Genomic DNA, 23,331 nt, shown 5'->3' with positions numbered 1-23,331 from the left:
AGCCGGCGCGATTTTTTTTGCCGCTCCGATGAATCATTCTTTCCGCGCCGTTCTCAGCCCCTGCGTGGGCATCTGCTCGCTGGACGGCAACGGCTTGTGCGAGGGCTGCCATCGCAGCTCGGCGGAAATCGCCCGCTGGTCGCAAATGAACGACGACGAGCGACTGCACCTGATGGAAGACGTATTGCCGTTGCGCGAGGCGCAGCGCGCGTGAGCGCAGCAGGCAAGGAATTCGCCCGCATCGCCGGTGCACTGCACCCTCTCGATTCGCCGCCGCCCGCACCGGGCTGGAATCTCGCCGAACTGATCGATCTGCTTCCCGACCAGGGACGTTCGCTGCGTCCGGCTGCCGTGCTGGTGGGAATCGTTGAACGCACGGACACCTGGCAGATCCTGCTTACGCGCCGCACCGATTCCCTGCGCCATCACGCCGGCCAGGTCAGTTTTCCCGGCGGACGGATCGAGGACAGCGACGCCGATCCCGTCGCTGCCGCGTTGCGCGAAGCGCGGGAGGAAGTCGGGCTGCAGGCGGAATCCGTGCAGGCACTGGGCTATCTCGATCCGTTCGTGACCATCACCGGGTTCCATGTGTTTCCGGTGGTTGCGCGCATCGACGCCGGTTTCGTCGCACGGATCGATCCTTCTGAAGTCGCCGAAGCCTTCGAGGTGCCTTTCGACTTCCTGATGGACGCGGCCAATGCGAAAGAGCTGGAAGTCGAATATCGTGGCGGACGACGCGCCCTGGTCGAATTCCGCTACGCCGACTACAGCATCTGGGGTGCGACGGCGGCGATGTTGGTGAACTTCCGACAGCGGCTGGAGGCAAGAGCATGAGCTGGACGACCCTGGTATCCGCGCTGGAACTCGCCTCCGCACTCGGCCAGTCGAATCTCGCGATCGTGGATTGCCGCTTCGTGCTGGCGGGCGCCGATCCCGAGGCCGGCGAAATCGCCTGGCGCGAATCGCATCTCCCGGGCGCGGGTTATGCGCATCTCGATCGAGACCTGAGCGACCATCGCAAGCCGCCCACGGCAGGGCGTCATCCGGTGCCCGACGACGGCGACTTCTGCGCCCTGCTCGAGCGCCTCGGCATCACGCCGCAATCGCAAGTGGTGGCCTACGACGCCGGCGATGGCGCGATGGCCGCGGCGCGGTTCTGGTGGCTGATGAAACGCATCGGCCATGAGGCCGTTGCGGTGCTGGACGGCGGTTTCGCGCGCTGGACCGCGCTGGGTCTGCCGGTCGAAAGCAAAGCGCCCGAGATCGTTCCCGGGCACTACCAGGCGCGCTATCGCGATCGCGAGGCGGCCAGCGTGGACGAGATCGGTCGCGCCGTTGCCGACGGCGCCTTTCTGCTGATCGATGCGCGCGCGGCCGAGCGCTATCGCGGCGAGGTCGAGCCGCTGGACAAGGCTGCCGGGCATATCCCGGGCGCGGTCAATCGGCACTACGCACTCAATCTTCGCGACGGCGGCTTCAAGCCCGCGATCGAGTTGCGCGAGGAGTTCAATGCGCTGCTCGGCGATCGTGCGCCGCAGGAAGTGGTGCTGTACTGCGGTTCCGGAGTAACGGCCTGCCACAACCTGCTGGCCATGGAACACGCCGGCCTGCGCGGCGCCCGCATCTTTCCGCCGTCGTGGAGCGGCTGGATCGCCGACTCCGCGCATCCGGTCGCGAAATAGTCGCGCCTACTGCTTCTCGGTGTTGCCGGCGAAACCGCCGGAATCGTTGCGCGTCAGTTCGACGCCATCGACCGTCATTTTCCACACGCCTTCGACCTGGTGCGGCGCCTGGCCTACCTTGAATTCGGTCTTCAGTGGGCCGAGGCCGGCGCTGAAACCGGATGCGGTGAACTCCTGGATCGGCGCATTGATCGACGTGCTGCCGCCGCCTTGCACGCGCTTGTAGTCGAGCGTGCCGTCGGCGGTGATCAGCAGGCGCATCTCGTTCGCTTCCCACAGGCCGACATAGTCCTTCTGCGCCTCCGGCACGGGTTTGGAGCAGGCGGTAAGCAGGGCGAGCAGCAGCATCGCCAGGAAAGCGCGCAACGTCGTTTTCATTTCTTCAGCCTCGCCATCAGGATTTTCAGTGCGGCCTGCGTATCGGGGGAATCCCAGCCGGAGATGAACCATTCGAGTTCGGGCTCGGCGAAACCCTCCAGCGCGGCGATGACATCGGCCCGCGCCAGCGCGCGCGTCGCGAGCATCGGACCGGACGGGAGCGCCAACAGCTCTTCCAGCCAACGAACGGCGCGCGTGACGACTTCACCCGCGTCGGTGAGCTCGTCGACCATGCCGTACTGCAAGGCCTGCTCCGACTCCACCATCGCGCCGGCGACCACCAGGCGCTCGGCGCGATGCGGCCCGACGACGCGACGCAGCAGGAACTGGATCGCATCCGGCACCGCGAGCCCGACCTGCGTTTCGTTGAGGCCGATGCGGAACGGCCCGCGCGCCATGATGCGATAGTCGCAGCAAAGCGCCAGCACGCAGCCGCCGGCCGGGTTGTGCCCGGCGATGGCGGCGACGACCGGGATCGGCGATCGTGCCAGCGCACGTCCCGCGCCGAAGAAACGCGACCAGCAGGCCTTCAGGCCGGCGCGATCGAGCGTCAGCAGGTAGGGCACGTCCATGCCGCCGGAGAACACCTTCTCGCCACCGGACAGGATCAGGCCGCGCGCGCCATGCGCCGGCGCCGCTTCTATCGCTTCGATCAGTGCGCCCAACAGGTCGTCGTTGAGCGCATTGACCGGCGGTCGCGCCATCCGCAACTCGTGGATGTAGCCATGGCGGATCACTTCGATCATTGCGGTCGCCTCAGGGTAGCTTCACGTCGGGAGCCCAACGATAGCGCACCGTGTAGCGCAATTCGACTTCGCCGTCGGCCGGCACCGCCACGTCGAAGCTGATGCGCTGGGCGCTGCGTTTCTCGTGCGGCAGCGAGCTGGAAACGATCTCCCAGTCGGTCCAGCGCGGCAGCTGCTCGTTCACGCGCACCGTCGCCGCGCCGGGCTTGGAGTTGCGCAGCACCAGCTTCACCGTTTCGGTCATCGTGCGGCCGTTGCGATCGAGCTGGAAATTCTCGCGCGTGCGTTGCGCCTTCAGATCGAAGACGTCGCCGATCTGCAGCGCGACATCCTGGTTCGCCGCGGTATGCCCGATCTGGGCCTCGCCGAGGAAGTCGTTGCCGTCGAACATGCGCACGCGGCCGGCCGGCAGCGGAATGCCCAGACCGACGGCCTTGCTGTTCTTGAAGCGCAGCGTCGCCAGCACGGGTTGTTCCTGTCCTTCGCCAGCGCCGTAGTTCTCGTCGACGATCGGGTAGGGCGGGCGCCAGTCGCCCATCTGCGAACTGGTTTCGTAGCGCCGTTCGCAGGCGATGCCGCTGGCCGGATTCACCAGCGGCAGGCGCTGCACGCTGCCCTGCGGCAGCGAACCGGCATTCGGCAACTTGTAGGCCTGATACTCGCCCGAGGCCTGCGGGGCCACGGCCGAATCGGCCGCCATCGGCGCGGCCGCAGCGCGCGCGTACATCATCGCCTTCGGCGAAGACTCCGGCGCACGGCGCGGTTCGCCGGCGACGAGAGTCAGCATCACGTCGTTGAAGTCGGCGCCGGAGCGGTTCACCACCATCGCCGCGCCTTCCAGCGACATCTTGCAGTCCTTGCCGATGCCGTTGGCATTGACGTTGTATTCGGCGCGCCAGGCCAGGCCGGCGGTCGAATAATTCAGGCCGAAATCCTGCATGCCGGCACGATCGCTGGCGATCGACCAGTTCATCGTCGGCTCGTTGACAACGCCATCGGGCAGGCGCGGCAGTTCGAAGCTCGAATAACCGGAAAGCACCTTGATGCGTCCATCGGCCAGGCGCAGCGTCAGGCCGTTGCCGGCCGAGATCAGCATGCCGGTAAAGGTCTGGCGCGCATCGCCGACGGCCTGTTCGACGCTGACCGTCTGGCCGAGGGCACGACGCAGCAATTCGTCCTGTCCGGCGACGGCGAAATCGAATCGCTGGCCACGCACGCGCGTGCCGGCGCTGGATGGCTTGAGCATCACCGAGCTGGCATCGAGCGCTTGCGGCAGGCCGCCGAGACTGACCTGGTTGTCGCCACTCTTGAGGTTGAAGGCGATGCGGCTCTCGACCAAGGCGAAGCCGGGGCCACCGGACTGCGCTTCGGACTGCGAGACCGAGTCGAAGTCGCCGCTGTAGATGGTGAGTTGGCGGTCGGCGGCGGAAGTAGGCGTGGTCATGGCGGCAGCGAGGATGGTGGCGATGGAAGAAGCGATCAGGTTGCGGGTCATGCGGAGCTCCGTTGAGGGGCGCGGGTTATCATAGGCCCATGAACGCAAAACACGGATTGACGGGGTTGCTCCTGCTCCTCGCCGCTTCAGCTGCCGTTGCATCGCCGGAGGCCTGCGCGCCGAAGATCGAGCGTGCCTGGGTACGCGCCGCGCCGCCGGGCACGGCGATGATGGCGGGTTACCTGACGCTGCGGAACGACTGCGCCAAGCCCGTTGCGATCGCCGGCGTCGAGAGCATGGACTTCGGCGACGCGATGATCCACGAGACGATCGTGGAAAACGGCGTCAGCAAGATGCGGCATACGAGCGAGTTGGTCATGCCGGCGAAGTCGAAACTGATTTTCGAGCCCGGCGGGCGCCATCTGATGCTGATGCGGCCGTTGCGCGCGCTACCGGCCGGCAGTCGCGTGCGTATCCGATTGATCCTCGGCGACGGGCGCAAGCTGTTCGCCGAGTACGAGGTCAGGCGCGAAGCGCCGGCGCGCTGACCTCGCGCCTCTACTGGCCTTCGCCGGATTCGTCGACCGGCGCATTCGGGTCGAAGCCGGGCGGATAGACCCGCGTCCCGTCATCCAGCGTCCAGGTCGATGTCGTCCAGTCGCGCAGCAAGGTTCCCGGCTGCGTCGCGTCCGTGGGGCAATGTGGGCAGTTCGCCAGGGCTGGATAGGTTTCCTGGATGAACCCGACCGCGCTGTTGCGCTTGACCGGCGTGGTGATTTCGTTGCCGGTGTAGTGCGCGGCGCCGTTGAACAGCTTGCAGACGTTTTCCTCGTTGAACACGCCGCCCCAGACCAGCGGGCTTTCGAGATGGGCGATGTTGCGGCCGATCGCGTAGGCCGCACGCGACTGCGGCGGATCCCAGCTCGAATACGCCGTGTTGAGTTGCGCCCAGTGTCCGCCGGCGTTCTGGATATCGGTCGGCACGCCCAGCAGGTAACCGACGAAGCCGTACATGATGTCGTTGCCGACGTGCTTGGGCAGGCAGACGCCGCAGATGCTCAACGTGCCAGAGCCGGCGCCGGGCAAGTCGCCGCAGGGTCCGGAAGGGCAAAGCATGTTGGCGCCCGCATCGCCTTCCTCGTTCGATTTGCCGGGGAGCGGCACGCCGCGCGCGATTTCGTCCATCGAGCCGGCGTTGCGCGACAGGAACCACGCGCCATCCCAGGGGCCGGTTTCGGAATCCGGCAGGGCCTTGATGCGATCGTGCGCGCGTTTGAGCGCGACGATGTAGGCGGCGGTGACGTCGGGACCGCAGAAGCAGGGCTCGGGCGCCTTGTTGGACACGCTCGAATTCACCGGCGTCGGCGCCACCGACATCGCCTGTCCGGGCTTGGCCGGTGGCGGATCCGCTTTGTTTTCGGCGGTCTGCGTGCCGAGATAATTGCCGGTGACGACGTGGTACGTCCCCGGATTCTCGTCGCGGGCGTCGCCGTTGCGCGGCCGACCGTATTCATCGAAGGCCTCGTCCGATTCCTGCGGCGCCGTGCCGGTAGTCACCGTGATCGCGACGCCGTTCACGACGATGGTGCCATCGCCGTCGGTGGCCCTGATCTCGGTACGCGTATCGGGAGGCGACGTGTCCTCACCGCGCCTCTCGTCGTTCCGATCCTTGGCGGTACCGAGGAGCAACTGGTAGCCCGAGGGATTTTCGTCGCGGGGTTCGTCCTTCGGCCGGCCGTAGTTGTCCTCATGACCGGAGGACTCCTGGTGTTCTTCATGTTCTTCGTGTTCTTCGTGGTCCTCGTGGTCCCGGTTGTCGCCATCCTTCTTCCTGCTTCCCCCGGTTTTCGCCAAAGCCAGGCCCAGGCCAAGCAGCGCGCGGCGATTGTTCTTCCCGTCGTCCTTGGGCTCGCCGCCTTTTTCAGCGAGCTCGGCGCGCTTCACGTCGCTGCGCCGGATGACGGTCGCGAACAGCGCCGACAGATCCGGCAAGCGCATGTTGTCGCCGCCGCCGGGCGGCAACTTGCTAGCGCGCATGAAAGGCGTGTTCGCGGAGGGTCGCGACAACACCACGATGGCGTCGTCGGAACCGCGGTTGTCGATGGCGAGCTCCCGGATCACCGGCTGGAGTTCAGGCGAGCCTTGCCTGTCCTGGCCGTAGGCGCTCGCGCCGGGGGCGAGCAGGGAAAACGCGACGAGTCCGGTGACGATCCGCATGATCCTTCCCCTGGTTCGAGGCGGATCGAAGGGCCGGCCGGCCGCTTCCCCTGCCTGCTGGGCAGAGCATACGCCTAAGCGGGAACGAGGGCGGGGAAGCTCAGGTTGCCGTGCAGGCGGCGCGCACGGCTTGCGGCAAGGCGACGCTCTGGCCGGCGCGATCGACCCAAACCAGCACCGTGTTGCCGTCGGCGTACAGGGTGTCGGGCGCGTCGGCGGCGAAGATGCGATGCGCCAGCGTTACCGACTTCGTGCCGAGTCGTTCGGCCAACAGCTGCACGCGCAGGCTCTCCGGCCAACCGATCGGCTGCCGGTAGTTCATCGCGATCGCCGCGAGGATCGGCGCCGAGGTTTCGTTCGCCCAATCGCTGCTCAGTGACTTGAACCAGCGCACGCGCGCCTCCTCGACGTAACCGAGGAAGTTCTGGTTGTTGACGTGGTTGAAGGCGTCGAGATCGCGCCAGCGGACTTCGATCGGCAGGTCGAACAGGAGTTTCATGCTGCCGACTTCTTCCGTGAGGGCTTTTCCTGTTCGAGCAGGCGTGCCAGGAAACGGCCGGTATGCGAGGCTTCGTTGCGTGCCAGCTGTTCCGGCGTGCCTTCGGCGACGATCTGGCCGCCGCGATGGCCGCCTTCGGGACCGAGGTCGATCACCCAGTCCGCGGTCTTGATGACGTCGAGATTGTGCTCGATAACGACGATGGTGTTGCCGTCGTCGCGCAGTTTGTGCAGCACGGTCAGCAAGTGCTCGATGTCGGCGAAATGCAGGCCGGTGGTCGGTTCGTCGAGGATATACAGCGTGCGGCCGGTGTCGCGCCGGCTCAGCTCCTTCGACAGTTTCACGCGTTGCGCTTCGCCACCCGACAGCGTCGTCGCACTCTGGCCGAGCTTGATGTAACTGAGGCCGACATCGACCAGGGTTTCGAGCTTGCGCGCCAGGGTCGGCACGGGTTCGAACAGTTTCAGCGCATCCTCGACCGTCATCTCGAGCACGTCGTGGATGCTGTGCCCCTTGTAGAGGATCTCCAGCGTTTCGCGGTTGTAGCGTTTGCCGTGGCAGACGTCGCAGGGAACGTAGACATCGGGCAGGAAGTGCATCTCGACCTTGATCAGGCCGTCGCCCTGGCAGGCCTCGCAGCGGCCACCGCGCACATTGAAGCTGAAACGGCCGGGGGAGTAGCCGCGCGCGCGCGCTTCCGGCACCTGGGCGAACAGTTCGCGCAGCGGCGTGAACAGGCCGGTGTATGTCGCCGGATTCGAACGCGGCGTACGACCGATCGGCGACTGGTCGATGTCGACGACCTTGTCGAACAGGTCGACGCCGTCGACTTCGCGATACGACGCGACCGTATGCGAGGCGCCATTGAGTTCGTTGGCGGCGATATGGAAGAGGGTGTCGTTGATCAGGGTGGACTTGCCCGAACCCGATACGCCGGTGATGCAGGTGAACAGCCCGGCCGGGATCGACAGATCGACGTCCTTCAGATTGTTGCCGGTGGCGCCCTGCAGGTGAAGCATCATCTTGGGATTAGCGGCGTGGCGCTTCGCCGGTACTTCGATCTTGCGGCGGCCCGACAGGAAAGCGCCGGTCAGCGAGCGCGGCGATTTCAGGATGTCGTCGAGCGTTCCCTGCGCGACGATCTCGCCGCCGTGCACGCCGGCACCGGGGCCGATATCGAGCACGTGGTCGGCCAGGCGGATCGCGTCCTCGTCGTGTTCGACGACGATGACGGTATTGCCCATGTCGCGCAGGCGCGTCAGCGTGCCGAGCAGGCGTTCGTTGTCGCGCTGGTGCAGGCCGATCGACGGCTCGTCCAGCACGTACATCACGCCGACGAGCCCGGCGCCGATCTGCGAGGCGAGGCGGATGCGCTGCGCTTCGCCACCGGACAGCGTGTCGGCCTTGCGCTCCAGCGTCAGGTAGTCGAGGCCGACATCGACCAGGAAACGCAGGCGTTCGCGGATCTCCTTGACGATTTTCACGGCGATCTCGCCGCGCCAGCCCACCAGGCTGAGCTTGGAGAAGAATTCGAGCGCGTCGTCGACCGGCCGCTGGGTGATCTGCGACAGGTTCTGTTCGGCGACGAAGACATTGCGCGCCGCCTTGTTGAGGCGTGCGCCGCCGCAATCCGGACAGGGGCGGTCGCTGATGAACTTCGCCAGTTCCTCCTTGACCGCTTGCGATTCGGTCTCGCGGTAACGACGCTCGAGGTTCGGGATGATGCCTTCGAACTTGTGCTTGCGCTGCGTCCGACCGCCCGCTTCGGTGAGATAGGTGAAGCTGATGACTTCGTCGCCGCTGCCGTACAGTACGGCCTGGCGGATCTTTTCGCCGAGATCGCTCCAGGGCGTATCGACGTCGAAGCCGTAGTGTTTGGCCAGCGAGGCGATGAGTTGGAAGTAGTAGGCGTTGCGGCGATCCCAGCCGCGCACCGCGCCGGCAGCCAGGCTCAGCTCGGGATGCACGACGATGCGCGAGGGGTCGAAGAAATCGGTGATGCCGAGGCCGTCGCAGCTCGGGCAGGCACCGACCGGCGAATTGAACGAGAACAGGCGTGGCTCGAGCTCCGGCAGCGAGTAGTCGCAGACCGGGCAGCTGAATTTCGACGAGAACAGCAGCGGCGGCGCTTTCTCATCATCCATATTCATGACCGAGACCAGGCCGTCGCCGAGCTTCAACGCGGTCTCGAAGCTCTCCGCCAGTCGCTGCTTGTGGTCGGGGCGCGGTTTGAAGCGATCGATCACCGCTTCGATGCTGTGCTTGTTGCGCAGGCCCAGCGCCGGCACCTGGTCGATCTCGTAGAGCTGGCCGTTGACGCGCACGCGCACATATCCCTGGGCGCGCAATTGCTCGAACACCTGCACGTGTTCGCCCTTGCGCTCGCGCACGACCGGCGCCAGCAGCATGTAGCGTTGCTCCGGGTCGAGGGCCAGCACCTGGTCCACCATCTGGCTGACGGTCTGCGCCTCCAACGGGAAGCCATGGTCCGGGCAGCGCGGCGTGCCGACGCGGGCGAACAGCAGGCGCAGGTAGTCGTAGATCTCGGTGATCGTGCCGACGGTCGAACGCGGGTTGTGCGAAGTGGATTTCTGCTCGATCGATATCGCCGGCGACAGGCCTTCGATGTGGTCGACGTCGGGCTTTTCCATCACCGACAGGAACTGCCGCGCGTAGGCCGACAGCGACTCGACATAGCGGCGCTGGCCCTCGGCGTAGATCGTATCGAAGGCGAGCGAACTCTTGCCCGAGCCGGACAGGCCGGTGATGACGATCAGCCGGTCGCGCGGCAGGTCGAGATCGAGGTTCTTGAGGTTGTGCGTACGCGCGCCGCGGATGCGGATCGTGTCCATGCGGGATCTGCAGGGGTCGGAACAGGGCAGTTTAGCAGGACGTGGAGGTCCTCCCGACCCCTCGCAAGCGCCGGACGCGAGCGGGTTGCGCCGCCGTTTACTTGAGCTGCGGACCGAGCTCCTTCAGCGGCGCGCTCAGTTCCACCTGCACATTGCGCCAGTCGGGCTTCCACGGCAGGTTGATCTGGTGCTTGCCGTCGGTTTTCCATGATTTTTTCTTGCCGTCGGGCCAGATCAAGGTGGCGGTCTGGCCCGCTCCGGCTTCGAATTCGAGCGTGAAGGCCTTCACCTTGGGCGCGAACAGGCTGAGCATGCCGGCCATCTGCTTGATGCCGCGTTCCATCACCGCAGCCGATTCCGTCAGCGTCGCATAGCTCATCCGGGTGCCGGGCGGGACGCGGGCCTTCATGCTGAAGCTCATCCGGAACGAACCCTTGGGCTGGTTCACCTGGACCTGGGCGTCGGCATCCGACCAGTCCTGCCTGAATGGCATATCCACCTTGCCGTCCGGGCCGATAGGCACCGGGACCAGTTGATTGCCGACCTTGATCCGCATCTGCAGGTCGGGCGGCAGGGTGGTCTTGCCTTCGGCCGGCTTGGCGGTGAAATGGAAGCTGTAAATGCCTTGGGGGTCGGCTTTTTTCAGGCCCAGCGGCATCTTGGCGACATCCTCATAGGGGATGTCCCGCCACTCGGCCGAGGCGGGGCCGGCCATCAGGAGGCCCAGCAGGACCAGGGCGCGGGGCAGGAAGGGGAAGCGGGCGGGCAAGGTGCTCAGGCTCATCGGGGCAGGGGTCCGGATTGGGGGGCGAAGAGATAGTTTGTTGACTACAAAGGAGTTTTCCCGCAAAATTCCGCTTCTGTCCCGTGACCGCGGGTCAGGTTGTCCAAAATAACTACAGAGGAATTCCGGTCATGTACGCAGTAATTGTCACCGGCGGTAAACAGTACCGCGTGATGAAGGGCGAAACGCTTCGCGTCGAGAAGCTCGAAGCCGAAGTGGGCAGCAATGTCGACATCGACAAGGTGCTGCTCATCGGCGACGGCGACAAGATCAGCGTCGGCGCTCCCAACATCGCAGGCGCCCTGGTCAAGGCCACCGTGAAATCCCACGGTCGTCTGGACAAGGTTCGCATCGTGAAGTTCCGTCGACGCAAGCACCATCGCAAGCAGATGGGCCATCGCCAGTACTTCACTGAACTCGAAATCACCGGCATCACGGCCTAAGGTCAAGGAGAAAACGTCATGGCATCAAAAAAGGGCGTAGGCTCGACCCGTAACGGCCGCGATTCCAACCCGAAGTATCTCGGCGTGAAGATCTTCGGCGGCCAGGCCGTCGAAGCCGGCAACATCATCGTCCGTCAGCGCGGCACCGAGTTCCATCGCGGCGCCAACGTCGGCATGGGCCGCGACCACACCTTGTTCGCCCTCGCGGACGGCACGGTGGAGTTCTCGGTCAAGGGCCCGAGCAAGCGGCGCACCGTCAGCGTGGTTCCGGCCGAGTAATTCGGACGACCAGGTTGAGGCGAAGCCCCGCTCCGGCGGGGCTTCGTGTTTTTGGGACGGGCGGTTGAACTTTCCGCTCACCGTCGGCCCAAACAGTTCCGTCCGTCGTAGCCTTAGAATACGCCGGCCGATCGCAGTCATCGCGGCCACGCCGCAACACGGAAATCGCTTCCCATGAAATTCGTCGATGAAGCCGTCATCACCGTGTTCGCTGGCGCCGGCGGCAATGGCTGCGTCAGTTTCCGGCGCGAGAAATTCATCCCGCTCGGCGGCCCGGACGGCGGCGACGGCGGCGATGGCGGCAGCGTCTGGGTCGAAGCCGACGAGAACCTCAACACGCTGATCGATTTCCGCCACGAGCGCCAGTTCCGCGCGCAGCGTGGCGAGAACGGCATGGGCCGCCAGATGTACGGCAAAGCCGGCGACGACGTGACGATCCGCGTGCCGATCGGCACCGAGATCATCAATGTCGCCACCGACGAGATCATCGGCGACCTGACCGAACACGGGCAGCGACTGAAGGTCGCGCAGGGCGGCGAAGGCGGCAAGGGCAATGTGCATTTCAAGAGTTCGGTGAACCGCGCGCCGCGCAAGGCGACCTCGGGTTCGCCGGGCGAAGAGCGCGACATCCGTCTCGAACTCAAGCTGCTGGCCGACGTCGGCCTGCTCGGCTTCCCGAACGCCGGCAAGAGCACCTTCATCCGCGCCGTTTCGGCGGCGACGCCCAAGGTGGCCGATTATCCGTTCACGACGCTCTATCCGAACCTCGGCGTCGTCAGCGTCGAGGCTTACCGCAGTTTCGTCATTGCCGACATTCCCGGGCTGATCGAAGGCGCCGCCGACGGTGCCGGCCTCGGCAGCCTGTTCTTGCGCCACGTGCAGCGCACGCGCCTGCTGCTGCACCTGGTGGACATGGCGCCGTTCGACGAGAACATCGACCCGGCGCAGCAGGTCCGTGCCATCGAGGCCGAGCTGCGCAAGTACGATCCGGGCATGCTGGAGAAGCCGCGCTGGCTGGTGCTCAACAAGGGCGACCTGCTGTCGGACGAGGAACGCGACGAGCGCGCACGAGCCATCGTGAAGGCCTTGGAATGGGACCAGCCCTGGTTCATCGTTTCGGCGATCGGTCGCGACGGCACCTGGCCGATCATGCTCAAGATCCAGCAGTTCTTCGACGACCAGAAGCATGCGGCGCTGGAAGCGGCGGAAGACGCCGCGGCGCGCAGCGCCATGGCCGCGCGCGATGACTGAAATCCAGGCAACAAAAAAGCCGGCTTGCGCCGGCTTTTTCAATGCCGCGATCCGGGGATCAAGCGGCTTTCAGCGCCTTGATGCGGGCGTTGATGCGGCTCTTGTGGCGAGCAGCCTTGTTCCGGTGGATCAAGCCACGCGCGGAGTAACGATCGAGGATCGGCACGGCGGTCTTGAACGCGGCTTCGGCGCCGGCGGCGTCGTTGGCGTCGAGCGCCTTGAGCACGCGCTTGACGGCGGTACGCAGCATGGAACGCTGGCTGGCGTTGCGGGCATTGCGGACCAGGGTCTGCTTGGCGCGCTTCTTGGCGGACTTGATGTTGGCCACTGGAAATTCCTGGGAAACGGTTCGGTGAAGGTGAAAGTGGTGCGTAAGACTGGAAAGTATGGCCGATTCAATGGCTTGAGTCAAATAGGTCCGGTCCGAACCCGAGCGGGGTGGGCGGCATGAGCCAGGCCGCGCCCGACCGCCGCCCGGGCTTGCTGCGCTCGACCGCCGTGTTCAGCGCGATGACCATGCTCTCGCGCGTGGCCGGGTTCGTGCGCGACCAGCTCCAGGCTAGCCTGTTCGGCACCGGGCCGGCGGTCAGCGCCTTCGTGGTCGCCTACCGCATTCCAAACTACCTGCGCCGCATTTTTGCGGAGGGCTCCTTCTCCTCGGCCTTCGTGCCGGTGCTGTCCGAACTGCGGGAGAAGGGCGACGAGGCCGCCCTGCAGGACTTCCTGAACCACGTGGCCGGCGCCCTGCTGGCCGTCGTCTTGGCGATCACCGGTCTGGGCATGCTGCTGGCGCCCTGGATAGCGAGGGTCTTCCTGCTTTTCGCCGGCAAGGACTCGCATCAGGTCGCCCTGACGGCCGACATGCTGCGGATCACCTTTCCCTACCTGGCTTTCATTTCGATGACGGCGCTGTCCGGTGCGGTGCTCAACAGCTTCCGCCGCTTCGGATTGCCGGCCTTCACGCCGGTGCTGCACAACCTGGGCGTGATCCTGGCCATGCTGCTGCTGGCCCGCTATTTCGAGATCCGCGAATACGCCCTGGCTTGGGGCGTATTCCTGGCCGGTCTGCTGCAGTTGCTCTTGCTCTGGCCGGCCTTGGGTCGCCTCGGCCTGCGACCGCGACTGCGCTTCGACTTCCGCCATCCCGGCGTGCGCAAGGTGTTCGGCCTGATGCTGCCGACGATCTTTTCGTCGTCGGTGGCGCAGCTGAACCTGCTGGTCGGCACGATGTTCGCGTCCCTGCTGGTCGCGAATGCGCAGAGCTGGCTGTACTACTCCGATCGCCTGGTCGAATTTCCGCTCGGCCTGTTTGGCGTGGCCATCGGTACGGTGATCCTCCCGCATCTCTCGCGCCGGCACGCGGCGACGGACGCCGCCGGCTACTCGCATGCGCTCGATTGGGGCCTGCGCATGGTCAGCCTCGTCAGCATCCCGGCGGGCCTGGGCCTGGCCCTGTTGGCCGAACCGCTGTGCGCCAGCCTGTTCCAGTACGGCCAGTTCACGCCGCACGATTCGGCGATGGTCGCCGTCAGCCTGACCGCGATGAGCCTGGGCGTTCCGGCCTTCATGCTCAGCAAGGTCCTGTTGCCGGCATTCTACGCACGCCAGGACACGCGCACACCGATGCGCGCGGCGGTGATCACCGTCTTCCTCAACATCGGGCTGACGATCGCGCTCGTCACGCCGTTGTGGCGCCAGGGCGTGGAGGCGGCGCACGGCGGCATCGCAGCGGCCACGGCGCTCGCGGGCATGGGCAATGCATGGCTGCTTTGGCGCTACTTGCGCCGCGACGGCCTGTACCGACCGGAGCGCGGTTGGTGGCGCCTGGCCCTGCAGATCGTCCTGGGCTGTGCCCTGATGACTGCGGCAGTGCTCCTGGTCCGCCAACACGTCGGCGATTGGGGAACTTTGTCGGCGACGCATCGCATCGCCTGGCTTCTGGCGGCCGTGGCGGCGGGTGCCGTGGCCTATGCGATCGGCCTGCTGATCGCCGGATTGCGGCCGCGGCATCTGCGCGAAGCCTGAGTCCGGTTGCACGCACGGCGGCACCGGAACCGGGCTTGGGCGGGCGTCGGACGGCTATACTTGAGCCCATGAGTCGGCTGTTCCGTGACGTCGAGGGCAAATCGCTTTGCCCGCAGGGCAGCGTGGTTTGCATCGGTGCCTTCGACGGCCTGCATCGCGGGCATCAGGCATTGGTCGACCACGCGCGGTCGCGTGCCCGCGCGTTGGGTTTGCCCACGGTCGCACTGAGTTTCGAACCCCTGCCGCGCGAGTTCTTCTCGAAGGACTTGCCGCCGCCGCGCCTGTTGTTGCCGCGCGCCAAGTTCGAAGGCTTGCGCGACCTGGGTATAGAGGCGGTCGGACTGCTGCGTTTCGACCGCAAGCTGTCCTCGTTCAGCGCCGAGGAATTCGTCGAACGGGTGCTCGTGCAACGCTTGTCGGCGCGGGAAGTCTGGGTCGGTCCGGAATTCCGTTTCGGCAAGGGCCGTAGCGGCGACATCGCGTTGCTGCAACGCATGGGCGCGGAACTCGGTTTCGACGCGGGCGAGATCGCGCCGGTCATCGTCGGCGACGAGCGCGTGTCGAGCACGCGATTGCGCCTGCAGCTGGCCGCTGGCGACCTCGACGGCGCGGCCCAGGCCCTGGGGCGGCGTTACGCGATCTCGGGCAAGGTGGTGCGCGGCAAGCAACTCGGCCGCAAGCTCGGATACCCGACGGCGAATTTGCGCCTGGCGGGCAAACGGCCGGCGCTGACCGGCATTTACGCGACCTGGGTGCATGGCGTCGGCGCGCAGCGCCTGCCCGGCGTTTCGAGCTTGGGTACGCGACCGACGGTGTTCGGCACCGAGCCATTGCTCGAAGCACATCTGTTCGACTTCGATGGCGACCTGTATGGGCAGCGCATCGAAGTGGAGTTCGTCGCGAAGCTGCGCGACGAGCTGAAGTTCGACGACCTGCCGGCCCTGGTCCGGCAGATGGACCTTGACGCGCAGCAGGCGCGGAAGATTTTGCGGCACGACACGGAAGCACTCGGAGCGAACGCGTGAGCAAGGACTACAAGAGCACCATCTCCCTGCCGGAGACGGAATTCCCGATGCGCGGCGACCTGCCCAAGCGCGAGCCCGGCATGCTCGCGGCCTGGCAGCAGGCCGACCTGTATGCGCAGGTGCGCGAGAAATCGAAAGGTCGCCCCAGCTTCGTGCTGCACGATGGACCGCCGTACGCCAACGGCGCCATCCATATCGGTCATGCGGTCAACAAGATCCTGAAGGACATGGTGGTGAAGTCGAAGCTCGTCGCCGGCTTCGATTCGCCCTACGTGCCGGGTTGGGATTGCCACGGCCTGCCGATCGAACTGGTGGTGGAGAAGAAGCACGGCAAGGTCGGCGACAAGCTCGATGCCGCGGCGTTCCGCGCCGAAGTGCCGCGAGTACGCCAGCGAGCAGATCGTGGGGCAGAGCAAGGATTTCCAGCGACTCGGCGTGCTGGGCGACTGGAAGCGGCCGTATCGCACGATGGATTTCGCCTTCGAGGCGGACATGCTGCGCTCGTTGGCCAAGATCATCGAGCGCGGGCACCTCGCGCGCGGCGTGAAGCCGGTGCACTGGTGCTTCGATTGCGGCTCGGCCCTGGCCGAAGCGGAAATCGAATATGCCGACAAGACCTCGCCGGCGGTGGATGTCGCTTATGAAGCGCGCGATCCGCAAAAGCTCGCGGCGCATTTCGGCATGGACGCTGGCGATGCGCTGGTTGCCGTGCCGATCTGGACGACGACCCCCTGGACCTTGCCCGCGTCGCTGGCGGTGACGCTGGGCGCCGAATCTCGACTACGTACTGGTCGAGGGACCGGCGCGCAATGGCCGCCGCCAGTTGCTGGTGCTGGCCGAAGCCTTGGCCGATGCGGCGGTGAAGCGCTATGGCCTGGACGCGACGGTCCTGCACGGGCATGCGAAGGTGCGGCGCTCCAGAACGAGGTGCTGGTGCATCCCTTCTACGACGCGCGTCATCCCGATCATGCTCGGCGACCACGTCACCACCGACGCCGGCACCGGCGCCGTACATACGGCGCCCGGCCACGGCCAGGAAGACTTTGTCGTCGGCCAGTAGTACGGCCTCGTCGATTGAACCAACTCAATCCGATCGACGGCAACGGCCGTTTACCTGCCGGACACGCCGATTTGTTGCTGGGCAATACATCTGGCAAGGCGAACGATACGATCGTCGATCTGCTGCGCGAGAACGGCAGCCTGCTGGCGGATGCGAAACTGCAGCACAGCTATCCGCATTGCTGGCGGCACAAACGCCCGTCATTTCCGCGCCACGCCGCAGTGGTTCATTTCGATGGACCAGGCCGGCCTGCGCCGTGACGCGCTCGAAGCGATTCGAAGATCGGGAGAGTGGCTGGGTCCCGGACTGGGGCGAGGCCCGCATCCGGGCGATGATCGAGAACCGCCCCGACTGGTGCATTTCGCGCCAGCGCACCTGGGGCGTGCCGATCGCGCTGTTCATCCATCGCGTCAGCGGCGAGCTGCATCCCGCAGCGTCGAGCTGATGCGCGCCGTCGCCGATCGCGTCGAACGAAGCGGCGCCGACGCCTGGTACGCAATCGATGCGGACGAACTAATCGGCGCCGAGGCGGCAGACTACGAAAAGGTCACCGATATCCTCGACGTCTGGTTCGATTCCGGCGTGACCCATGAGGGCGTGCTGGCCGCGCGTGGGACGAAGGCCTACGCAAGCCGGCCGACATGTACCTCGAAGGTTCAGACCAGCATCGCGGCTGGTTCCAGAGTTCGCTGTTGACCGGCATCGCGATGGACGGCGTCGCGCCCTACAGCAATGCCTGACGCATGGCTTCACGGTAGATGCGCAGGGTCGCAAGATGTCGAAGTCGATCGGCAACGTCGTCGAGCCGCAGAAGGTCATCGATCAGCTGGGCGCCGACGTGTTGCGCCTGTGGGTCGCTTCGGCCGACTATCGCAACGAGATGTCGGTCTCCGACGACATCCTCAAGCGCAGCGCCGACGCCTACCGCCGCATCCGCAACACCGCGCGCTTCCTGCTCGGCAACCTGCATGGGTTCGATCCGGCGACGCATCTGGTCGCGCACGGCGATTGCCTGCTGCTCGACCAGTGGGCGATGGCGAAAGCGCGCGATCTCAACGACGAGATCTGGAAGGCCTACGAGCAGTACGACTTCGCCCGCGTCGTGTCGCTGGTGCAGAACTACTGCACGAACGACCTGGGTGCGTTGTATCTGGACGTCACCAAGGATCGTTTGTACACGATGCAAGTCGACAGCCGTGGCCGGCGTTCGGCGCAGAGCGCGATGTTCCGCATCGCCGAAGCCCTGGTTCGCTGGATCGCGCCGATCCTGAGCTTCACGGCGCAGGAGGTCTGGCAATACTGCCCGGCGGTCGAGAAAAGGAAGTGCTGTTCGTGACCAAGGCTGACATCGATGTTGCGTTGCCGTCGGACGGCCAGTATCGCGCCGCGTCGTTGAAGCTTAATGGGTCCGGCGTGTTGGCGCTGCGCGAGGCGGTCAGCAAAGTGCTCGAGCCGATGCGCGCGGACGGCAAGATCGGCGCCTCGCTGCAGGCCGAGGTGGACATCTACGGCGATTTCGACGCATTCGATTCTGCGGGTCGCGAAGAGCTGCGATTCCTGTTCATCACCTCGACGCTCGAACTGCGTCCGAGCGGCGAAAAGCCCGCGGATGCCATCAAGGGCGAGGGCGTGGATGCCTGGATCGTGGCCAGGCCTTCGGCGCATGGCAAATGCGTGCGCTGCTGGCACTACCGCGCCGATGTGGGCGCGCATGGCGACGATCCGGAGCTCTGCGGCCGCTGCGTCGAGAACGTCAACGGCGGCGGCGAAGTCCGCAGGTATTTCTGATGCGCGCTGCCGTCAAACCCAACGCCGTGGCCTGGCTGGCGCTTTCGCTGGCGTTGATAGCACTGGACCAGTGGACCAAGCACATCGCTCTGTCCGCCCTGCAGTGGGAAGGCAACAGCATCGTCTTCATCGACGGCTTCTGGAACTGGAGACTGGCTTACAACCGCGGTGCTGCCTTCAGCTTCCTGGCAAGCGCGGATGGGTGGCAGCACTGGTTCTTCATCGGATTGGCCTTGGTCATCAGTGTGATTCTGGTCGTGATGCTCAGCCGGACGCGTCGCGCCGACTGGCGCAGCGCCCTGCCGTTCGCCCTGATCGTCGCCGGCGCGCTAGGCAATGTCATCGACCGCCTGCGCATCGGCCATGTGATCGATTTCGTCGACTGGTACATCGGGAACCACCACTGGCCAGTATTCAACATCGCCGACTCCTGCATCGTGGTCGGGGCCGTCGGGCTGGTGCTGTTCAGCTTCGGGGCGAAGAAGGGCGGATAATGACCGACATGGACATCGTGCTCGCCAATCCTCGGGGTTTCTGCGCCGGCGTCGACCGCGCCATCGAAATCGTCAAGCGCGCGATCGAAACGCTGGGGGCGCCGATCTACGTGCGCCACGAGGTCGTGCACAACCGCTTCGTGGTCGAGGACCTGCGCCAGCGCGGCGCCGTCTTCGTCGAGGAACTCGATGAAGTGCCCACCGGCGCCACCGTGATTTTCAGCGCGCACGGCGTTTCGCAAACCGTCCGGCGCGATGCCGCGACGCGCGGCCTGAAAGTCTTCGATGCGACCTGTCCGCTGGTGACGAAAGTGCATATGGAAGTGGTGCGGCATTGCCGCGCCGGTCGCGACGTCGTATTGATCGGCCACGAGGGCCATCCGGAAGTCGAAGGCACGATGGGTCAATGGCAGGCCGAAGCGGGCCCCGGCAGCATCTACCTGGTCGAAGACGTCGCCGATGTCGCCGCCCTGCAGGTGACGCAACCGGAAAACTTCGCTTACACGACGCAGACGACGCTGTCGGTGGACGAGACGCGCGACGTGATCGCGGCGTTGCAAGCGCGCTTCCCGAAGATCCAGGGGCCGCGTCACGACGATATCTGTTATGCCACGCAGAATCGCCAGGATGCCGTGCGCGAACTGGCGGCCGAATGCGATCTCGTGCTGGTCGTCGGTTCGGTCAACAGTTCGAACTCCAACCGCTTGCGCGAGCTGGCGGAGAAGCAGGGCGCCGCCGCCTACCTGATCGACGGAGCGGAGCACATCGAACCGGCTTGGTTGCAGGGGCGACGCCGCATCGGCGTGACCGCGGGCGCGTCGGCGCCGGAAGTGTTGGTGCAGGGCGTGATCGCCCGTCTGCAATCGCTCGGCGGCGGGTCGGTACGCGAACTGCATGGCGAGCCGGAAGACATGGTCTTCGCCCTGCCCAAGGAACTGCGCCTCACGCTCGTCGACTAGCGAGCCCCTCTTCGCGCTCAGCCCCGGCGTTCGGCCAGCGCGCACCAGTCCAGGTAGATCGGCCGCAGCACCTGCATGTCGGCATGATGCAGATAGGCGCGGTCGATGGCGCGCAATCGTCGCGCCTTCCATTCGGCCGCGCTCCAACCTTCGCTGGCCTGTACGAGGCGCGTCGCATCGGCGGCATCGGCATAGGCGTCGCCGGCATCGCCCACGTAGGCGATCAACTCCGGCTGGTTTCGTACCAGCGGATAGCAGCCGGTGGACATCGCTTCGGCGATGGAGATCGGCATGCCGATGGGCGCGCCGTGAGGTGCGGAAGGCGGATGGATGGTGTGCAGGTAGATGCCGGCGCGTCCGATCAGCGCGGCGGTCTCTTCCCGCGGCACGTCGAAGCGCAGTTCGACCGGCGACTGCATCTGCTCGCGCAGCCGGCGCAGCTCGTCGACATATGGTTCCCATTCGTTGCAGGTGACGCCGGCGAAGACGAAACGATGGCGCGGGCAGCGTTTTGCGACGTCGAAGAACAGGCCGATGTCCTTGCTCGGCAGGCAGGCGCCAGCGCGTACGACCAGATGCGGATCCTTGTCGGCGGCGGGCGAGAAATAGCTCGTGTCGAATGCCGAGCGCACCGGGCGCATGCGCGGATCGTCGCCGCCGGGCAACTGCAATTGCGCCGGGAAGGCATAAACGCGATGCAGGCAGGGCATCGCCAACAACCGGGCGAGCTGGTCGGGCGTGACGTCGAAGCCGTGCATGCGCAAGGTCAGCGGCAGGCCGATGCGTTCGAGCATCTCGCGTTGCGCCACGGCGTAGCCGAGCCAGTGCACATGGATGGCGTCGGGGCGAACGCGCGCGACCACGTCCGCGAGATCGCCTTCGTGCACCGGGACCGAGGCGGGGTAGGGCGAGGCCGGACCCACTTCGCGCCAAAGTTCGATATCGACGCCCATGCGCAACATGCAGCGGATTTCGCCTTCCAGGTAGCTCTCGCTGAGCTGCGGGTAGTGCCAGACCACATAGAGGATCTTCGGGCGACGCGTCGGCACGGGCAGCGGGTCGTTCTTCTCGCGCAGCTTCAGCCAGTTCGGGCCCGCCGGCTCGTTGTCGGTGATGCGCTGTGCATCGGCCCGCCGGTAGCGGGCGGCGAAGGCCGGCAATGCGTACGCGGCGCGCTCTTTCGTGTAGCGCAGCAGCAGGTCCCAGTCGATCAGGCGCGTCAGGCCTTCGTCGAAACCGCCGAGGCGCTCGTACAGTCCGCGCCGGTGCACGACCGTGTTGAGGTCGATGTAGTTCGCCTGCAACAGCCGCTCGCGATCGAATTCCTCGAACAACACCGGACCGCCGGATAGATCGTGCTCGTTCGACAGCAACACGCCGTAGAGCAGGGCGGTCGATGCATCCGCATCCAATGCCGCGACCGCCGCGTCGAGGAAGCCCGGGTACCAGAGGTTGTCGCTGTCGAGATAGGCGATGAACTCGCCGCGGGACAGGCGCAGGCCATGATTGCGCGCCGCCGCCGCGCCTGCGGACGCGATGCGCTCGAGCCGGATGCGCGTATCCTTCAGGTAGGCCGAAACCGCAGCCGCCGTGTCGTCCTCGCTGCCGTCGTCGACGACGATCAGTTCCCAATGCGGATAACGCTGCGCGACGACGCTGTCGATCGCTTCGCCGACCAGGCTGGCGCGATTGCGCACCGGCAGCACGATACTGACGAGCGTTTCCGCGGTCGATCGTTTCGGACTCGTCGCGTCGGCGAGGCTGGCCAGCAGCGACTCCATCCGCTCGATGCGGCGAAGCTGCTCGGTTGCTGCTTCGCGGCTCTCGTTCAGTTGCGCATCCAGCCTGGCGAGTCGTGCCTGCAATTCGGCTTGCCCCGCGTCCATGCGGGCGACCCGTTCGCGCAGTCCGGCGAGTTCGGGCGGCAGGCTGGAGAAGTCGCGTCGCAGGTCGGCGAGCTCGTGCCGGGCCGGGCGCAGCATCAGGTTGCGTACGCGCTGGAACAGAGGGCGCGGGTCCAGGCCGAGCGCGGCCAGGCGCAGCGCGAGCCTGCGAGCGAGCGAGGGCGTTCCCTCCGTTCCCGGCATGACTACCCCCATGAATTGCCCCGATGTTACACCGGGGGAGGTCAAATTGACCCGATTATGCCCGGCCCTTACAATAGGCGGCTTCGCCGGAATAGCTCAGTTGGTAGAGCGGCGCATTCGTAATGCGTAGGTCGCAGGTTCGACTCCTGTTTCCGGCACCAGCGTCGCAAAAGGCCGCCCATGGGCGGCCTTTTTTCTGCGCGGGCGTTTCGTCGCGATCGGCGCGATGATCGCCGATGAAAGACGGTGCGGTCAGGCCGTACGCTTTCCGCGCTTTCCGCTTCGACGCGCGGGCTCGGGTTGCAGTGCGACTTCCAGCCTGTCGAGTATCCAGGCCACGCCGTCGTCGTGCAGCGCCGCCTGCGGCGCAACGGCGTGGAGCTGGAAGCGGCCGAGCGGCAGCGGCGCCTTGACCGCCGCGACGCCGAAGCGTTCGCCATGCATCTGCACCAACCGCCGCGGCAAGGCGGCGAGCAGGTCGCTCGTAGCGACGACCGCCATCGCGAACATGAAGTTCGGCACGGTCAGCGCCACGCGGCGGCTTGCCCCTTGCCGCGCAAGCAGCTCGTCGACGAAGCCGTGCGGGTCGCCGCCCATCGAAACCACCAGGTGTCGCGCGGCGCAATAGCGTTCCAGCGTCGGCGACTTCGCGTAGGGATGTCCCGTCCGCACCGCCACCACGAATTCCTCTTCGTACAGCAGCCGACTGTGGAAACGCGGCGGTATCGCGTCGGTGGGTACGACCGCGACGTCGATGGCCCGGGCTTCAAGTTCCGCGAAGGTGGAACGCCAGGCGCGCTCGATGCTGGTCTCGCCTTGCGCGGGTAGCAGTTGCCGGATGCCGACATCCACGCCAGGCGCCTGCGCCTGCAAGGCGGCGAGCAACGGATGCAGGAAGACCGCCGACACGCCATCCGGCGCGCCGATCGTAAAGCGACGCGAAGAAGTGGCCATTTCGAAGGGCTCGGCCGACGCGATGACGCGGCGCGCGCGCGCCAGGACGTCGGCGATCGGCGGAGCGAGTTCGTTCGCGCGTGCGGTCGCCACCATGCCGCGCGGCGTCTTCAGGAAGAGCGGGTCGTTGAGCAGTTGCCGCAGACGGCCCAGGCCATGGCTCACGGCCGACGGCGTCAGGTGCAAGCGCTCCGCGGCGCGTCCGACATGGCCGGTTTCGAAGACCGTCTCGAACAGCACGAGCAGGTTGAGGTCGAGCCGGGATAGATCAATCTTGTTCATCATATTGCAGAAATCATATCACTGGATTCATCAGGTGGCCGGGCGGAGCATTGCCAGCACGCGCCGGATTCGACCGGCGTACCCATGAATC

At 65.9% G+C, this 23,331-nt stretch carries 18 protein-coding genes, 1 tRNA gene and 3 pseudogenes; 12 read left to right on the top strand and 10 right to left on the bottom strand.

Features of this window, described 5'->3' with window-relative positions:
- Nucleotides 1-28: 28 nt before the first annotated feature.
- A pseudogene (locus tag QM707_RS07310) lies at nt 29-834 on the top strand (CoA pyrophosphatase).
- Nucleotides 831-1,682: a sulfurtransferase gene (locus QM707_RS07305; protein WP_415001193.1), complete on the top strand. Its 852-nt coding sequence runs from the start codon at nt 831-833 to the stop codon at nt 1,680-1,682. The pseudogene QM707_RS07310 and the gene QM707_RS07305 overlap by 4 nt, the downstream one beginning before the upstream one ends.
- 6 nt (nt 1,683-1,688) lie before the next feature.
- Here QM707_RS07305 and QM707_RS07300 read toward each other — a convergent pair whose 3' ends face one another.
- Genes QM707_RS07300 through QM707_RS07290 form a run of 3 tightly spaced genes read right to left on the bottom strand, consistent with a single transcriptional unit; the run spans nt 1,689 to nt 4,301 of the window.
- Nucleotides 1,689-2,060 carry a hypothetical protein gene (locus QM707_RS07300; protein WP_415001192.1) on the bottom strand — a complete coding sequence of 124 codons (372 nt, stop codon included), beginning with the start codon at nt 2,058-2,060 and terminating at the stop codon, nt 1,689-1,691.
- Nucleotides 2,057-2,806 carry an enoyl-CoA hydratase/isomerase family protein gene (locus tag QM707_RS07295; protein ID WP_415001191.1) on the bottom strand — a complete coding sequence of 250 codons (750 nt, stop codon included), beginning with the start codon at nt 2,804-2,806 and terminating at the stop codon, nt 2,057-2,059. Before QM707_RS07295 ends, QM707_RS07300 begins: the two co-directional genes overlap by 4 nt.
- 10 nt (nt 2,807-2,816) lie before the next feature.
- Nucleotides 2,817-4,301, bottom strand: a complete 1,485-nt coding sequence (locus QM707_RS07290) for a DUF4139 domain-containing protein (protein ID WP_415001190.1) — start codon at nt 4,299-4,301, stop codon at nt 2,817-2,819.
- A gap of 38 nt (nt 4,302-4,339) precedes the next feature.
- Here QM707_RS07290 and QM707_RS07285 point away from each other — a divergent pair, with 38 nt between their 5' ends.
- The gene (locus tag QM707_RS07285) at nt 4,340-4,789 is read left to right on the top strand and encodes a copper chaperone PCu(A)C (RefSeq protein ID WP_415001189.1); all 450 of its coding nucleotides are present in this window, start codon (nt 4,340-4,342) and stop codon (nt 4,787-4,789) included.
- Nucleotides 4,790-4,799: 10 nt separating this feature from the next.
- On the opposite strand, the gene QM707_RS07280 is transcribed toward QM707_RS07285, so the two are convergent.
- From QM707_RS07280 to QM707_RS07265, 4 genes and pseudogenes are all read right to left on the bottom strand, one after another.
- Nucleotides 4,800-6,458, bottom strand: a complete 1,659-nt coding sequence (locus QM707_RS07280; protein WP_415001188.1) for a hypothetical protein — start codon at nt 6,456-6,458, stop codon at nt 4,800-4,802.
- A gap of 100 nt (nt 6,459-6,558) precedes the next feature.
- Complete coding sequence (locus tag QM707_RS07275; protein ID WP_415001187.1) at nt 6,559-6,957, bottom strand: acyl-CoA thioesterase; 399 nt, start codon at nt 6,955-6,957, stop codon at nt 6,559-6,561.
- Nucleotides 6,957-9,809: pseudogene (uvrA, locus tag QM707_RS07270) on the bottom strand (excinuclease ABC subunit UvrA); the annotation flags it as partial. The pseudogene uvrA and the gene QM707_RS07275, both read right to left, overlap by 1 nt.
- 97 nt (nt 9,810-9,906) lie before the next feature.
- The gene (locus QM707_RS07265) at nt 9,907-10,659 is read right to left on the bottom strand and encodes a DUF2987 domain-containing protein (RefSeq protein WP_415001186.1); all 753 of its coding nucleotides are present in this window, start codon (nt 10,657-10,659) and stop codon (nt 9,907-9,909) included.
- A gap of 65 nt (nt 10,660-10,724) precedes the next feature.
- On the opposite strand from QM707_RS07265, the gene rplU reads away from it, so the two are divergent.
- The 3 genes from rplU to cgtA all read left to right on the top strand — a co-directional run bounded on the left by rplU (nt 10,725) and on the right by cgtA (nt 12,566).
- Complete coding sequence (gene rplU, locus QM707_RS07260) at nt 10,725-11,036, top strand: 50S ribosomal protein L21 (RefSeq protein ID WP_415001185.1); 312 nt, start codon at nt 10,725-10,727, stop codon at nt 11,034-11,036.
- 18 nt (nt 11,037-11,054) lie between these two features.
- The gene (rpmA, locus tag QM707_RS07255; protein ID WP_415001184.1) at nt 11,055-11,315 is read left to right on the top strand and encodes a 50S ribosomal protein L27; all 261 of its coding nucleotides are present in this window, start codon (nt 11,055-11,057) and stop codon (nt 11,313-11,315) included.
- A 174-nt stretch (nt 11,316-11,489) separates the two neighbouring features.
- On the top strand, nt 11,490-12,566 hold the full coding sequence (gene cgtA, locus QM707_RS07250) for an Obg family GTPase CgtA (RefSeq protein WP_415001183.1): 1,077 nt from the start codon (nt 11,490-11,492) through the stop codon (nt 12,564-12,566).
- 58 nt (nt 12,567-12,624) lie between these two features.
- Here cgtA and rpsT read toward each other — a convergent pair whose 3' ends face one another.
- Nucleotides 12,625-12,894: a 30S ribosomal protein S20 gene (rpsT, locus tag QM707_RS07245; RefSeq protein ID WP_415001182.1), complete on the bottom strand. Its 270-nt coding sequence runs from the start codon at nt 12,892-12,894 to the stop codon at nt 12,625-12,627.
- A gap of 119 nt (nt 12,895-13,013) precedes the next feature.
- Between rpsT and murJ the strand changes: the two genes are divergently transcribed.
- The 5 genes and pseudogenes from murJ to ispH all read left to right on the top strand — a co-directional run bounded on the left by murJ (nt 13,014) and on the right by ispH (nt 19,917).
- Nucleotides 13,014-14,591: a murein biosynthesis integral membrane protein MurJ gene (murJ, locus tag QM707_RS07240; protein ID WP_415001181.1), complete on the top strand. Its 1,578-nt coding sequence runs from the start codon at nt 13,014-13,016 to the stop codon at nt 14,589-14,591.
- A 68-nt stretch (nt 14,592-14,659) separates the two neighbouring features.
- The gene (locus QM707_RS07235) at nt 14,660-15,616 is read left to right on the top strand and encodes a bifunctional riboflavin kinase/FAD synthetase (RefSeq protein WP_415001180.1); all 957 of its coding nucleotides are present in this window, start codon (nt 14,660-14,662) and stop codon (nt 15,614-15,616) included.
- A pseudogene (gene ileS / locus QM707_RS07230) lies at nt 15,613-18,464 on the top strand (isoleucine--tRNA ligase). The gene QM707_RS07235 and the pseudogene ileS overlap by 4 nt, the downstream one beginning before the upstream one ends.
- Nucleotides 18,464-18,958: a signal peptidase II gene (gene lspA, locus QM707_RS07225; RefSeq protein ID WP_415001179.1), complete on the top strand. Its 495-nt coding sequence runs from the start codon at nt 18,464-18,466 to the stop codon at nt 18,956-18,958. The pseudogene ileS and the gene lspA overlap by 1 nt, the downstream one beginning before the upstream one ends.
- A gap of 8 nt (nt 18,959-18,966) precedes the next feature.
- Nucleotides 18,967-19,917: a 4-hydroxy-3-methylbut-2-enyl diphosphate reductase gene (ispH, locus tag QM707_RS07220; protein ID WP_415001821.1), complete on the top strand. Its 951-nt coding sequence runs from the start codon at nt 18,967-18,969 to the stop codon at nt 19,915-19,917.
- Between the two features lie 17 nt (nt 19,918-19,934).
- On the opposite strand, the gene QM707_RS07215 is transcribed toward ispH, so the two are convergent.
- Complete coding sequence (locus QM707_RS07215; RefSeq protein WP_415001178.1) at nt 19,935-22,004, bottom strand: glycosyltransferase; 2,070 nt, start codon at nt 22,002-22,004, stop codon at nt 19,935-19,937.
- An 85-nt stretch (nt 22,005-22,089) separates the two neighbouring features.
- Between QM707_RS07215 and QM707_RS07210 the strand changes: the two genes are divergently transcribed.
- Nucleotides 22,090-22,165 (top strand) — tRNA-Thr (locus QM707_RS07210).
- A gap of 91 nt (nt 22,166-22,256) precedes the next feature.
- Here the strand turns inward: QM707_RS07210 and QM707_RS07205 are convergent.
- Nucleotides 22,257-23,240, bottom strand: a complete 984-nt coding sequence (locus QM707_RS07205; protein ID WP_415001177.1) for a LysR family transcriptional regulator — start codon at nt 23,238-23,240, stop codon at nt 22,257-22,259.
- Nucleotides 23,241-23,331: the final 91 nt, after the last annotated feature.

This window comes from Arenimonas sp. (assembly GCF_047602345.1).
Taxonomy (GTDB): domain Bacteria; phylum Pseudomonadota; class Gammaproteobacteria; order Xanthomonadales; family Xanthomonadaceae; genus Arenimonas.
Note: the sequence above shows the minus strand (reverse complement) of the source record. Positions and strands in the feature narration are given on the sequence as shown.

Bases quoted from the DNA above. Each gene is read 5' to 3' on its own strand.
- QM707_RS07305 (WP_415001193.1), top strand. From the start codon at position 831: ATGAGCTGGACGACCCTGGTATCCGCGCTGGAACTCGCCTCCGCACTC.
- QM707_RS07300 (WP_415001192.1), bottom strand. From the start codon at position 2,060: ATGAAAACGACGTTGCGCGCTTTCCTGGCGATGCTGCTGCTCGCCCTG.
- QM707_RS07295 (WP_415001191.1), bottom strand. From the start codon at position 2,806: ATGATCGAAGTGATCCGCCATGGCTACATCCACGAGTTGCGGATGGCG.
- QM707_RS07290 (WP_415001190.1), bottom strand. From the start codon at position 4,301: ATGACCCGCAACCTGATCGCTTCTTCCATCGCCACCATCCTCGCTGCC.
- QM707_RS07285 (WP_415001189.1), top strand. From the start codon at position 4,340: ATGAACGCAAAACACGGATTGACGGGGTTGCTCCTGCTCCTCGCCGCT.
- QM707_RS07280 (WP_415001188.1), bottom strand. From the start codon at position 6,458: ATGCGGATCGTCACCGGACTCGTCGCGTTTTCCCTGCTCGCCCCCGGC.
- QM707_RS07275 (WP_415001187.1), bottom strand. From the start codon at position 6,957: ATGAAACTCCTGTTCGACCTGCCGATCGAAGTCCGCTGGCGCGATCTC.
- rplU (WP_415001185.1), top strand. From the start codon at position 10,725: ATGTACGCAGTAATTGTCACCGGCGGTAAACAGTACCGCGTGATGAAG.
- rpmA (WP_415001184.1), top strand. From the start codon at position 11,055: ATGGCATCAAAAAAGGGCGTAGGCTCGACCCGTAACGGCCGCGATTCC.
- cgtA (WP_415001183.1), top strand. From the start codon at position 11,490: ATGAAATTCGTCGATGAAGCCGTCATCACCGTGTTCGCTGGCGCCGGC.
- murJ (WP_415001181.1), top strand. From the start codon at position 13,014: ATGAGCCAGGCCGCGCCCGACCGCCGCCCGGGCTTGCTGCGCTCGACC.
- QM707_RS07235 (WP_415001180.1), top strand. From the start codon at position 14,660: ATGAGTCGGCTGTTCCGTGACGTCGAGGGCAAATCGCTTTGCCCGCAG.
- lspA (WP_415001179.1), top strand. From the start codon at position 18,464: ATGCGCGCTGCCGTCAAACCCAACGCCGTGGCCTGGCTGGCGCTTTCG.
- ispH (WP_415001821.1), top strand. From the start codon at position 18,967: ATGGACATCGTGCTCGCCAATCCTCGGGGTTTCTGCGCCGGCGTCGAC.
- QM707_RS07215 (WP_415001178.1), bottom strand. From the start codon at position 22,004: ATGCCGGGAACGGAGGGAACGCCCTCGCTCGCTCGCAGGCTCGCGCTG.
- QM707_RS07205 (WP_415001177.1), bottom strand. From the start codon at position 23,240: ATGAACAAGATTGATCTATCCCGGCTCGACCTCAACCTGCTCGTGCTG.